Here is a 12,639-nt window from a genome sequence, read left to right on the forward strand (position 1 = left end):
CCTCCAGATCTCTACGCATTTCACCGCTACTCCTGGAATTCTACCCCCCTCTACAAGACTCAAGCCTGCCAGTTTCGAATGCAGTTCCCAGGTTGAGCCCGGGGATTTCACATCCGACTTGACAGACCGCCTGCGTGCGCTTTACGCCCAGTAAATCCGATTAACGCTTGCACCCTCCGTATTACCGCGGCTGCTGGCACGGAGTTAGCCGGTGCTTCTTCTGCGGGTAACGTCAATTGCTGCGGTTATTAACCACAACACCTTCCTCCCCGCTGAAAGTACTTTACAACCCGAAGGCCTTCTTCATACACGCGGCATGGCTGCATCAGGCTTGCGCCCATTGTGCAATATTCCCCACTGCTGCCTCCCGTAGGAGTCTGGACCGTGTCTCAGTTCCAGTGTGGCTGGTCATCCTCTCAGACCAGCTAGGGATCGTCGCCTTGGTGAGCTGTTACCTCACCAACAAGCTAATCCCATCTGGGCACATCTGATGGCAAGAGGCCCGAAGGTCCCCCTCTTTGGTCTTGCGACGTTATGCGGTATTAGCCACCGTTTCCAGTAGTTATCCCCCTCCATCAGGCAGTTTCCCAGACATTACTCACCCGTCCGCCACTCGTCAGCAAAGCAGCAAGCTGCTTCCTGTTACCGTTCGACTTGCATGTGTTAGGCCTGCCGCCAGCGTTCAATCTGAGCCATGATCAAACTCTTCAATTTAAAAGTTTGATGCTCGTGAATTAAACTTCGTAATGAATTACGTGTTCACTCAGAGACTTGGTATTCATTTTTCGTCTTGCGACGTCAAGAATCCGTATCTTCGAGTGCCCACACAGATTGTCTGATAAATTGTTAAAGAGCAGGTGCGACGCGGCTTTCAGCTCACCGTCGCGAGGTGGCGCATATTACGCTTTCCTCTTTTTGAGTCAAGCCTTTATTTTCGCTTTCCTCACAGACTTCTTAACGAAGTCTTTCTGACCCAGCGGCCTGTATGCCGTTGTTCCGTGTCAGTGGTGGCGCATTATAGGGAGTTATTAGAGCCTGACAAGACCTAAATGCAAAAAAAAGCTCAACCGTTCACTTTTCAAACAACATTTGAACCAAAAGCCTATTTTTGCCTGGTTTTTAAACAAAAACGAGCCCGTCAGGGCCCGTTTTATTCAAATTTGTGACTTACTGCACTGCCACAATACGATCATCATTGGCTTCAAGGCGAATCACTTTGCCAGGAACCAGTTCACCAGACAGGATTTGCTGCGCCAGTGGGTTTTCGATCTGCTGTTGAATAGCACGTTTTAACGGACGCGCCCCGTAGACCGGATCGTAACCGTTGGCGCTCAACAGTTTCAGCGCCTCGTCGGAGATATGGATTTCATAACCACGTTCTTCCAGACGTTTGTACAGACGCTGCAGCTGGATCTGAGCAATAGAAGCGATGTGTTGCTCACCTAACGGATGGAATACCACAACTTCATCAATACGGTTGATAAATTCCGGACGGAAGTTTTGGCTAACCACACCCAGCACCATCTCTTTCATTCGACCGTAATCCAGTTCGCCAAAGCGCTCCTGAATGAGATCGGAACCGAGGTTAGAAGTCATAATAACCACCGTATTACGGAAGTCGACCGTTCTCCCCTGCCCGTCAGTCAGCCGACCGTCGTCCAGCACCTGCAACAGAATGTTGAATACATCCGGATGCGCTTTTTCCACTTCATCCAACAAGATGACGGAATAAGGACGACGGCGCACCGCTTCCGTCAAATAACCGCCTTCTTCATAGCCGACATATCCTGGAGGCGCCCCGACCAAACGAGACACGGAGTGTTTCTCCATAAACTCAGACATGTCGATACGCACCATCGCGTCGTCGCTGTCGAACATAAAGTTAGCCAGCGCTTTACACAGTTCGGTTTTACCGACCCCCGTCGGCCCCAGGAACAGGAAGGAACCAATCGGACGATTCGGATCGGACAGCCCCGCGCGGCTACGACGTATGGCGTTCGATACTGCTTCAACGGCTTCATTCTGCCCGATCACACGGCTGTGTAACTCTTGTTCCATACGCAACAGTTTTTCGCGTTCGCCTTCCAGCATTCTGGCAACCGGAATACCGGTCCAGCGCGCCAGCACTTCGGCAATTTCTGCATCCGTTACTTTGTTACGTAACAGACGCATGGTTTTACCTTCCGACTGGGTCGCGGCTTCCAACTGTTTTTCCAGCTCCGGAATTTTGCCGTACTGCAGTTCAGACATTCGCGCCAGGTCGCCAACGCGACGCGCCTGCTCGATGGCGATCTTCGCCTGCTCCAGCTCCGCTTTAATAGTTTGCGTACCAGAGAGCGACGCTTTTTCCGCTTTCCACTCTTCTTCCAGCTCAGAGTACTGACGCTCTTTATCGTCCAGTTCTTCATTCAGCATATCGAGACGTTTTTTACTCGCCTCGTCAGACTCTTTCATCAACGCCTGCTGTTCCAGTTTGAGCTGAATAATGCGGCGGTCGAGCCTGTCCAGCTCCTCCGGCTTAGAGTCAATCTGCATACGAATGCTGGATGCCGCTTCATCGATCAGGTCGATAGCTTTATCCGGCAACTGACGGTCGGCGATATAGCGATGAGACAATGTTGCCGCCGCCACAATCGCCGGGTCAGTGATCTGCACATGGTGATGCAGCTCGTAACGTTCTTTCAGGCCACGCAGAATAGCAATGGTGTCTTCCACTGAAGGTTCTGCGACAAACACTTTTTGAAAACGACGTTCCAGCGCCGCGTCTTTTTCAATGTACTGACGGTATTCATCCAGCGTGGTGGCGCCCACACAGTGCAGTTCACCACGCGCCAGCGCCGGTTTCAGCATATTCCCGGCGTCCATTGCGCCATCGGCCTTACCTGCGCCAACCATGGTGTGCAGCTCGTCGATAAACAGGATGACGTTGCCTTCCTGTTTCGCCAGATCGTTCAGCACGCCTTTCAGACGCTCTTCAAATTCGCCGCGATATTTCGCCCCGGCCACCAGCGCGCCCATATCCAGCGCCAGTACGCGACGACCTTTTAAGCCTTCAGGGACTTCACCGTTAATAATGCGCTGCGCCAGTCCTTCAACAATTGCCGTTTTACCGACCCCTGGCTCACCGATTAACACCGGGTTGTTTTTAGTACGACGTTGCAGTACCTGAATGGTACGGCGAATTTCTTCATCACGACCAATTACCGGGTCAAGATTACCTTGTTCAGCCCGCTCGGTCAGATCGACGGTATATTTTTTCAAGGCCTGACGTTGGTCTTCAGCCCCTTGATCGTTCACGCTTTCACCTCCGCGCATCTGTTCAATTGCCTGAGTGATATTGGCCGTGGTCGCACCGGCTGATTTCAGCAGATCGGTTAACGTGCCGCGAGACTCAAGCGCCGCCAGAACAAACAGCTCTGACGAAATAAAATTGTCCCCCCGTTTTTGCGCCAGCTTGTCGCAAAGGTTCAGTACGCGTACCAGTTCCGAAGAAGGCTGTACGTCGCCGCCGGTGCCTTCCACCTGCGGTAAACGGCTCAGCGCCTGATCGATAGCGGTGCGCAACTGGCCAGCATTAATGCCGGCGGAGGTTAATAAAGGACGTATCGATCCCCCTTCCTGGTTCAGCAAGGCGCTCATTAAATGAAGAGGTTCGATGAATTGGTTGTCGTGCCCCAGCGCAAGCGACTGGGCATCGGCAAGAGCAAGCTGGAATTTGTTAGTAAGACGATCCAGACGCATAACTCCTCCCATAACAGGTCAAAATTGCTACTGGAGATTAAATGAGGTCATCCCTCAATTATTCAAGGTGAATGACCTGAATTATGTGAAAAGAAAGTTACCCGTACCGGATCGTCTTGATTCTTTAGGTTATATCAGCCAAATAAAACTTGCCATACGACCTGTCGTCTTGTCGCGACGATAAGAGAAGAAAGTCTCACTTTCGCTAAAGGTGCAGCGATCCCCGCCATAGACATGTTCAACGCCGGTATTCGCCAGACGTTGGCGTGCAAGCTGATAAATATCCGCCAGAAATTTTTCCCCGTGCGGCAAAAATGCGCTATCGGCTTGCGCATCTTTTGCTAAAAATGCGTCACGCACTTCCGGCCCCACTTCAAACGCGGTCGGGCCGATCGCCGGACCTAACCAGGCGATGATATTTTCTGGTTTGTCAGCAAAGCAGGTGACAGTTTCCTCCAGTACGCCTTCACATAATCCGCGCCAGCCCGCATGAGCCGCCGCCACTTCTGTTCCCTCACGGTTACAGAATAGCACAGGCAGGCAGTCTGCCGTCATTACCGCGCAGACGGTTCCTGGCGTATTACTGTAAGACGCATCCGCACGTTTGGAGGCATAAGGTTCTCCGGTAAGCCTCAACACATTTTTACCGTGAACCTGTTCAAGCCAGACAGGTTTCGAAGGCAGATTGCCCGCCGCAAACAGACGCTTGCGGTTCTCTTCAACATGCTCCGGGTTATCGCCGCAATGCGCGCCCAGATTCAGCGAATCGTAAGGCGATAAACTCACCCCGCCAATACGGGTAGAACTACAGGCTGCGATGCCTTTCGGCAGCGGCCACTGCGGGACAATCAGTGCATTCATAACCAGTCCACATCATCTTTATGATCTTCGAAATCGGCGCGCATCGCATCGATAAGGTCCACCATATCTTGTGGAATCGGCGCGTGCCACTCCATTTCGATACCCGATACAGGATGGTAGAGACGCAGCATCGTTGCATGAAGCGCCTGGCGGTCAAACTTACGCAACGTGGAAATAAACTCTTCCGATGCGCCTTTCGGTGGACGTGGACGACCACCGTAGACCTGATCGCCCACTAACGGGTGCGTAATATGCGCCATATGCACGCGGATCTGGTGCGTACGCCCGGTCTCCAGACGCAACCTAAGACGCGTGTGCACACGGAAATGTTCCATAATGCGGTAGTGGGTCACCGCCGGTTTGCCCATGGGATGCACCGACATATGGGTACGTTTGGTCGGGTGACGACTGATGGGTTCATTCACCGTTCCTCCCGCCGTCATATGTCCGATCGCGACCGCTTCATATTCGCGGGTGATCTCGCGCAGCTGCAAAGACTCCACCAGGCGCGTTTGCGCCGGAACGGTTTTGGCCACCACCATCAGCCCCGTCGTGTCCTTATCCAGACGATGCACAATGCCCGCGCGCGGAACATCCGCAATCGGCGGATAATAATGTAGCAACGCGTTCAGTACCGTACCGTCCGGGTTACCCGCGCCAGGATGTACCACCAGATCGCGTGGTTTGTTGATAACCAGAATATCGTCATCTTCATAAACAATATCTAACGGGATATCCTGCGCTTCAAAACGAATCTCTTCGTCGATCTCCGCATCAATAGCCACCCGCTCGCCGCCTAACACTTTTTCTTTTGGCTTATCGCAAAGTTGACCATTGACCAACACGCGCTGATTCAAAATCCATTCTTTTATACGCGAACGTGAATAATCCGGGAACATTTCGGCCAAAGCCTGATCTAAGCGTTGACCGAGTTGGTTTTCGGAGACCGTTGCGGTGAGTTGTACTCGTTGTGCCATATACAGCTTCTTCGTTTAACGTTGGGTTTTACGGCTTTGCCGTTTAATATAGTGTGCTATTGTAGCTGGTCTTAACCGGGAGCAGGAACAGAGAATCTCCCGTAAAACATTTTGAGGAAAGTCAAAACGTCATGACGCGCATGAAATATCTGGTGGCAGCAGCCACGTTGAGCCTGTTTCTGGCGGGTTGCTCGGGTTCAAAGGAAGAGGTGCCCGATAATCCGCCGAATGAAATCTACGCGACTGCTCAGCAAAAGCTGCAGGACGGTAACTGGAAACAGGCAATAACGCAATTGGAAGCGTTAGATAATCGTTATCCATTCGGACCGTATTCTCAGCAGGTGCAGTTGGATCTTATCTACGCCTATTACAAAAACGCCGATTTGCCGCTAGCGCAGGCCGCCATCGATCGTTTTATGCGTCTTAATCCAACGCACCCTAATATTGACTATGTCATGTACATGCGCGGCCTGACGAACATGGCGCTGGATGATAGCGCGCTGCAAGGTTTCTTTGGCGTCGATCGCAGCGATCGCGATCCGCAACATGCGCGGGCGGCGTTCAATGACTTTTCGAAACTGGTACGCAGCTATCCTAATAGCCAGTACACCACCGATGCCACTAAGCGTCTGGTATTCCTGAAAGACCGTCTGGCGAAATATGAATATTCCGTCGCAGAGTACTATACCGCGCGCGGCGCATGGGTTGCGGTCGTAAACCGGGTAGAAGGTATGCTACGCAATTATCCTGATACGCAGGCCACCCGCGATGCGTTGCCGCTGATGGAAAACGCCTATCGTCAGATGCAGCTGAATGCGCAGGCTGACAAAGTCGCGAAAATTATTGCCGCTAACAGCAAAAACACCTGAAGCAATACCAACAAGCAAAACGGCAGCCTTCCGGCTGCCGTTTTTTTATTCGATATCTGATGCAACAGAAATGATTTCACTGCAACGCATCCAGTCAAATATGGCCTGCTTTCAGCCATTCCTCAAGTAAAAGATCGCTTCTTCCTGCGATGCCTCACAAAAAGTTCGCCTTGACAAAAAGTGACAAAATAATGTGATTTACATCACACATTTTGACATTAAGAACGGTATGCTGGAATCACCAAGACGGGAAAGACAAGAGGTAAAATTTATGACAATGAACATTACCAGTAAACAAATGGAAATTACTCCGGCAATCCGCCAACATGTCGCAGACCGTCTCGCCAAACTGGAAAAATGGCAAACTCACCTGATTAATCCTCATATCATTCTGTCTAAAGAGCCACAGGGCTTTATTGCTGACGCCACCATTAATACACCGAACGGACATCTGGTCGCCAGCGCAAAACACGAAGATATGTACACCGCTATTAATGAATTGATCAACAAGCTGGAACGGCAGCTCAATAAAGTGCAGCACAAAGGCGAAGCCCGTCGTGCCACCGCATCGGTGAAAGATGCCAGCTTCGTCGAAGCAGAAGAAGAGTAGTCCCTTACATTGAGTGTATCGCCAACGCGCCTTCGGGCGCGTTTTATTTCACCGTAGCACACTGAAATAAAAGGATTTATTTCAACCAGCGTCCACATATCGACCACATCGACAACAAAAAACCCCGAATCTGGGGTTTTTTCATATGGAGTCTTAAATGCAAGAGTTAGAAGGAGCACCACTACATCAATCAAAACTGGCCGGCGTCAGGCTTGCTTGTCCTCCTGAACTTTCAGCTCCAATAAAAGATTACTTCAAAAGTAACGGGTTTGACGTTAGTAACACTGTTTGCTTTTCCAACAATGCACCGGATAGACTTAGTCTCATCTTTGAAGTGGCCACTCAGGCAAGGAAGTTAGCAGGGGTTATTATGGGATTACTGAACAGGAACGATGTTGAAATCGAGTTGAATCTTTGCACTCGCGGTGATGAGCCGAAAACAGCAAAGGTAAAATTGCGTAGCCTGAAAGATGTTGAGGCTTGCGAACGTCTGATCGACAAACTGGCATCAGTGGTTGTGAAGCCCAAACAAGACGACCAGTAAACGCAGCAATAGCCCCATTCTCTGGGGCTTTTTTGTATCTGCAAAATGTTAAAAAGTTTGCGCACCTCCACCTCTCATATTTAAGACGGCCATCGGAAAACCGTCACAACCATCACGACTCTTAAAATCCACCTTTAACCATCTGATTATCATGAATAAATGTTGTGACGGTAAAACCATCACAAAACGCAACACAAACCGTCACACCTAATAAACTCAATAAGTTATAAAACAGAATTGTGATGATTTAAAACCGTCACACTGTGATGCTCCTGTGATGATTTTGTGATGGTTTTAGTAATACCTATTTATTATTTAATATCATATAGATAGATACTATTTTTAAATCTTGTGACGTTTGTGACGGTTTTCCGATGGTCCCATTCAAATTTTGAAAATCTCATAACTGGCTATAAATCACCCTGATTTGTTAGTAATAATGTTGGTGTAAATGTTGGTGATTCGTATCTGGGCAGATGGGAAGCGGGATATGGTGTGGGGATACAGAAATGTTAAAGGCCACCGGGGGTGAGCCGGTGGCCTTAGTTACGTTTCCTGGCTGCTTACGGTAAGCAGGCCAGAATCAGCTCAATCAAAGCGACAATCGCTTTCAGAGCGATGACAGCAATCTGAAGAAATGCTTTCATCCGTTCGCCTCTAAAAGAAGCGCGGTTTACCAGTCATTGCCTTTGTTCTGCCTGTCCGACTGGCTCTCCATCAGATGTTAGTTGATGAGAATCGCGCTCCAGCCCAGGCACTGAACAGGTACCACCCTGATTCAGCCAGGTCTTGAAAATCCTTTTCGCAGCCATTGCACTCCAACTGACCAGAGCGAGAATTCCACTAACAGGTCGGATTATAAGGGGATTTACACTGAAATTAAACTCACACCGTTTACTGAAGCTAAAAAAAACCCGGCTGGTAAGGCCGGGTTCTTTTAATTTGCTACTGGCAGTTTGGTAGACCACAGTAACAGCGCGATTCTCATCAACTAACAGGGTTTATTCTAGCATTATACGAAGTTATGTCAAAAGTCCTGCCAACGTCAGGCACGCGCAGTCAAAGATTTCAGTTTTTAAATTTGCCAACAACTTGTATTTAAAGGGTTCATCAGTTTACTCCCGTGCAAAATCGTTACGTTAAAAGGTACGTAATCCACCACCACCCCGCACCACATCTGGCTTTTTCGTTTTCATGCCCCTGACGGAAATTGCCTGAAAACTGAAATCTTTGAAATCTGTTTCACACATTTCAGTTAGCACTCGGCAGTCAAAGCCCCAGTACTGGCGCGGTCTGGCGATGTGTTTTGTACCACCGGAAAAACTGAAATCATTCTCAACACGAAAACCGCAGGCGGGTGCGGTGTAGCGCCGTTTTCGTCACTTCCGCCGTTATTTCGTCGCCAACAGACAGCCGCAGCGGCTTGCTGTGCCACTGAAACAAATGAGGTAATGGATGAACGGGGGCAGATATTAACGACGCTGAAAATGCGTCTGATACGGTCTGAAAGTGGGGATAAAAAAGCCCGCATTATGCGGGCTGAAAAGAGAGAATCAGGCGATGATGTTCTGGTACTTGCTCCGGGTCTGTCCGGCCTTCACTGCCGTCTGGTTAAATGCGCCCGCGTTCGTCGGCGTACCGACACTGGGGTGCGAATGGCTCGCGCACTGCTGCGCCAGCTCTGCCAGTAAATCAATGGTGTCCAGCATCATGGTTAGCGTATTTACGCCCTCGCTACCGATATGCACGGTTGGCCCCATAATCTGCTGACCGCCCACTGCCACGGATTTACGTAATGCGGCAATCTTTTCTGTCAGGGTTCCCCCCACATCAACATTCATGGCGCCGGCCACTTTCGTGGACTGCTGCCCGGCGATTTCGGTTTCTTCATTTCCTGTAATACTGGCCAGCCGGTTTCCTTTTACCGCCTGGCTGAAGTCGCCAGCACTGACCTGCTGTATGGCTCCGGCCATCAGCGTGGCGGTACCCAGTACTGTGATTTTATCCGTGGCTTTCACCGTGGTTTCACGGCTGACCAGTTCGCGCCGTTCCGTGTCGGCTTTCACCGTCCGCGCCATCGATGTTTCACTGATGGTCTGATCCGTCTGGCGTACCCAGTCTCCTGCCTGTGTCACGCGTTGCGATACTTCCGCGCGCTGCTGTTGCAGCTGTTCGCCGGGCTTAATGTCCGGCAGACTGGTGCCATCCGGCAGCGTCTGCCTGATAAAGGGCTTGTCCGGTCTGCCGCCCGTAAACGCCACTTCTACCAGCGTTCCTTCCGGTGGAAACTGGAACATTCCCGAATCGTTACCGGCCATTGGCACCGGCAGCGGTACGGCGGAATATACCGGCGTCTGGTTGTCCGGGTTGCCGTCCGCGTCAAGCAGCTGCACGTCAACAGCGTACCGTGGCCGGAACGGGTCGGCAAAATTACCGCTTTTTACGGCCTCGCTGGGTGCCACCACCCTGGCCAGTTTGGGCAGGTGAAGACCTGAAGCCAGTTCCGGGTAATGGCTTTCTATCTGACGCTGCGCCGGTGTTTTCTGTAATGGCTGACCTGTGGCGCGGTTCCGTGGTGTCCACGTGATGGTCATTGTGTCATTCGTCAGATGAACTTTGGTCACGCGTTCCCCGTTCACGTCCACGCCCGGACGAAGACTCTGGATCACCGGCAATGTCATGGAATTACCGCCCGCCGTTCCCTGGCTGAACTCTGCCGGGATTTCTACCGGACGTCCGGCAAACAGCGCCTTTTCTGCGCCGCCGACATACAGCGAACCATCCGGCAATGGATACCAGATGTAATCCGTGATACTGAATGCCCTGCCCAGATTATTCAGCAGCTGGTATCCCGTCCCGTTATGGGTGAAATGGGGGATCGGTTTATCACTGTACGGCACATCCGGTACCGCAATGCTGATCCCGCTGTTTTCCTCCAGCCATCCGGCCACATCGCGCAGTGTTGGATGCTGGAATGAGCATGGCCACATCCGCTCAAATACGCCAGCCAGCTCGCGGACGAACAGACGCTGATAACCGTTTTCGGCAGGCTGTGAGCGCTCCACATAGCCGGTAAACCAGCGCAGAAGTAAACCGGAATACCCCACATCCAGCCGTACCAGTTTGCCGGTGTAGTCTGTGGTCGTCTGTGCCGTAATAAAGCCACGTCCACAGCTGTTCAGCTCCAGCACCAGACTGGCGTCAGCCAGGTGTATTTCATCCGTTGAAAGGTAAAGGCGTTTTACTGGTTTCATCATTAACCTAAAGCATCATTGACGGGCTTCAGCACCCTGCGTTCAAACCACGTCAGTTTTTCTTCATCCTCTCCGGCACTCTGGCCACCGGATTGTCCCGTACTGCTGGCCGTCTGTTTTTTTGCCGTTGTTTTACCGGTTGCCCTGGCTTCCCGCTTCTCCTGTACGCTGACATGTTCCGCCAGGGTGAACGTGACCAGCCAGGCCATTTTCCCGTCCTGCGGCGGTGCATCCAGCATTCCGCTGAAGGTGGCCTCACGAAAATTCACCGCTCTGGCCACCTCATGCGCAACGCGGTATTTCATGCGTTTCCCGTCTGCATCAGTGGCGCTGGCCAGTTCAAAAATACGCTTCAGGATCTCCGGGTTTTTAAAGGGTATTTCGCCGCTGATACGCAGCTCTTTGCCCTTTGCCCCCTGCTCTGATTTGGTGGTCGCGCTGGTCTGACCGGACTGGTCTTTATCCTGAAACTGCTGGGAAACGGTCACGCGCATGTTTTTCAGCAGTATGGCCTCACCATTAAGCGCCAGTGTCGGGATCGACGTCATGAATCATGCCCCTTATTCCATCAAGATTTTTTCCGGCCAGCATGATTGCCGCAGTATAAACGGCTGAAGGCTGCGGAATGTCCTTTACCAGCGCCAGAAGGGTGGCGGCGGTGTCGCCACTGGCCGTAAATACCCATGCCCTGGCGCTTTTCCCCTGCAAATCAGCAAGGCCGCTGGCCACATCGTTAATCAGGCTGTCACGCAGTTGCGTAAATTCCCCCAGCTGTTGTTTCAGCCCGTCCAGGCTGAATCCGGCGCCAGCCGCTTTCTGCGCCTCACTGATAGCGGCAGCGGATAACGCTGCCCTGCTGGTCGGAACGGACAGCGGAATGGCAACCGGCAGTCCTGCCCCGGCTTTCGCGGGGATCTGCATTTTCTCAGTAGCCAGTGTCGCCGCAGACTCAGCCAGACGTCTAACCTGGGTGAATGCGGGCGCGGGGAAAACATCCACCAGGGTGTTAAGCCCCTTCATGAAGTTTTCATGGGTCTGTCCCGTTACCATCATGATCACCACATCGGTATTGCCTCCCGTTCCGGCCAGCCTTTCCGCCAGATAATGGATTGCATTGACCGGACTCAGGTATGCCCCGTTATCTGTCTGCTGCCCCAGACCGTGAATCCACGGATGCGCCGGAACGACAGAACAATCCAGCGCAGCCAGAGAATCCGTAAAAGCCAGACGCGCTTCACGCCACATCCGGTACCTCCGGCCAGTCAGGGGAAGCTGTATCCACACGGTTAACCATTACGCTGTAGAGTTCCCATGCTTCAAGCCGTTTAATCTCTTCATCTGTGGCAATTTTTAGTTTTACTGCCCGCGCCAGTGGTGCAATGGCTGATTCAGCCTCAGCAAGGCGGCGAACTTTTTCAGCCTCCGCCTTTTTACGCAGCTCTTCCGGCGAATAAACCCGTTGAACGACTTTACCGTCTTTAAACTGCCAGCCGCCTGAAATATCAGCGCAACGGTTTTCATCCGTATCAGGTAGCTCCGCCACGCTCTGGCCAGCAGGCCATAAACCGGAAATATCGCGCGTAATACACGTAATAACATCGTTATCGTCGTAGGTAATTTTCAGCGTGTCTGCTGAAAATAATTGTTGGCACCCGTACCAGTCCTGACCATCCTCTGATTTAAGATGCGCCGCACCGGGGAATGATGCATCCGGTGTATAAGGGATGAAATTTTTAATATTTAAAAACTGTTCGCTCTTTTTGTTTCTTTCCGCTTTCATCAT

Annotated in this window: 10 protein-coding genes and 1 rRNA gene; 3 read left to right on the top strand and 8 right to left on the bottom strand. The window is 51.5% G+C overall.

Going from position 1 to position 12,639, the window contains the following annotated elements:
- The 4 genes from ACLD4F_RS08315 to rluD all read right to left on the bottom strand — a co-directional run.
- Positions 1–714, bottom strand: a 16S ribosomal RNA gene (locus ACLD4F_RS08315); the annotation flags it as partial.
- Positions 715–1,167: 453 nt separating this feature from the next.
- Positions 1,168–3,741: an ATP-dependent chaperone ClpB gene (gene clpB / locus ACLD4F_RS08320; RefSeq protein WP_411010787.1), complete on the bottom strand. Its 2,574-nt coding sequence runs from the start codon at positions 3,739–3,741 to the stop codon at positions 1,168–1,170.
- A 129-nt stretch (positions 3,742–3,870) separates the two neighbouring features.
- Complete coding sequence (yfiH, locus tag ACLD4F_RS08325; RefSeq protein ID WP_411010788.1) at positions 3,871–4,602, bottom strand: purine nucleoside phosphorylase YfiH; 732 nt, start codon at positions 4,600–4,602, stop codon at positions 3,871–3,873.
- Entirely contained in the window at positions 4,599–5,579 is a 981-nt protein-coding gene (rluD, locus tag ACLD4F_RS08330) for a 23S rRNA pseudouridine(1911/1915/1917) synthase RluD (RefSeq protein WP_000079130.1), read from the bottom strand. The genes yfiH and rluD overlap by 4 nt, the downstream gene beginning before the upstream one ends.
- 131 nt (positions 5,580–5,710) lie before the next feature.
- On the opposite strand from rluD, the gene bamD reads away from it, so the two are divergent.
- The 3 genes from bamD (at position 5,711) to ACLD4F_RS08345 (ending at position 7,602) form a co-directional block, all read left to right on the top strand.
- Entirely contained in the window at positions 5,711–6,448 is a 738-nt protein-coding gene (bamD, locus tag ACLD4F_RS08335; protein WP_000197660.1) for an outer membrane protein assembly factor BamD, read from the top strand.
- A gap of 271 nt (positions 6,449–6,719) precedes the next feature.
- Positions 6,720–7,058 carry a ribosome-associated translation inhibitor RaiA gene (gene raiA / locus ACLD4F_RS08340; RefSeq protein ID WP_000178449.1) on the top strand — a complete coding sequence of 113 codons (339 nt, stop codon included), beginning with the start codon at positions 6,720–6,722 and terminating at the stop codon, positions 7,056–7,058.
- 157 nt (positions 7,059–7,215) lie between these two features.
- Positions 7,216–7,602, top strand: a complete 387-nt coding sequence (locus ACLD4F_RS08345) for a hypothetical protein (protein WP_039511383.1) — start codon at positions 7,216–7,218, stop codon at positions 7,600–7,602.
- Positions 7,603–9,155: 1,553 nt separating this feature from the next.
- Here ACLD4F_RS08345 and ACLD4F_RS08350 read toward each other — a convergent pair.
- The 4 genes from ACLD4F_RS08350 to ACLD4F_RS08365 are packed head-to-tail and all read right to left on the bottom strand — an operon-like array spanning position 9,156 to position 12,636.
- Positions 9,156–10,859: a hypothetical protein gene (locus ACLD4F_RS08350; protein WP_002954301.1), complete on the bottom strand. Its 1,704-nt coding sequence runs from the start codon at positions 10,857–10,859 to the stop codon at positions 9,156–9,158.
- Positions 10,859–11,404, bottom strand: coding sequence for a hypothetical protein (locus ACLD4F_RS08355; RefSeq protein ID WP_000200789.1), 546 nt, complete (start codon positions 11,402–11,404; stop codon positions 10,859–10,861). Before ACLD4F_RS08355 ends, ACLD4F_RS08350 begins: the two co-directional genes overlap by 1 nt.
- Positions 11,376–12,101, bottom strand: coding sequence for a hypothetical protein (locus ACLD4F_RS08360; protein WP_002954300.1), 726 nt, complete (start codon positions 12,099–12,101; stop codon positions 11,376–11,378). The genes ACLD4F_RS08355 and ACLD4F_RS08360 overlap by 29 nt, the downstream gene beginning before the upstream one ends.
- Positions 12,091–12,636 (bottom strand): tail fiber assembly protein, encoded by a 546-nt coding sequence (locus ACLD4F_RS08365; protein ID WP_002954299.1) that lies wholly within the window; start codon positions 12,634–12,636, stop codon positions 12,091–12,093. The genes ACLD4F_RS08360 and ACLD4F_RS08365 overlap by 11 nt, the downstream gene beginning before the upstream one ends.
- Positions 12,637–12,639 lie beyond the last annotated feature (3 nt).

The organism is Salmonella sp. 741265050_HSA, assembly GCF_046569445.1.
Taxonomy (GTDB): domain Bacteria; phylum Pseudomonadota; class Gammaproteobacteria; order Enterobacterales; family Enterobacteriaceae; genus Salmonella; species Salmonella enterica.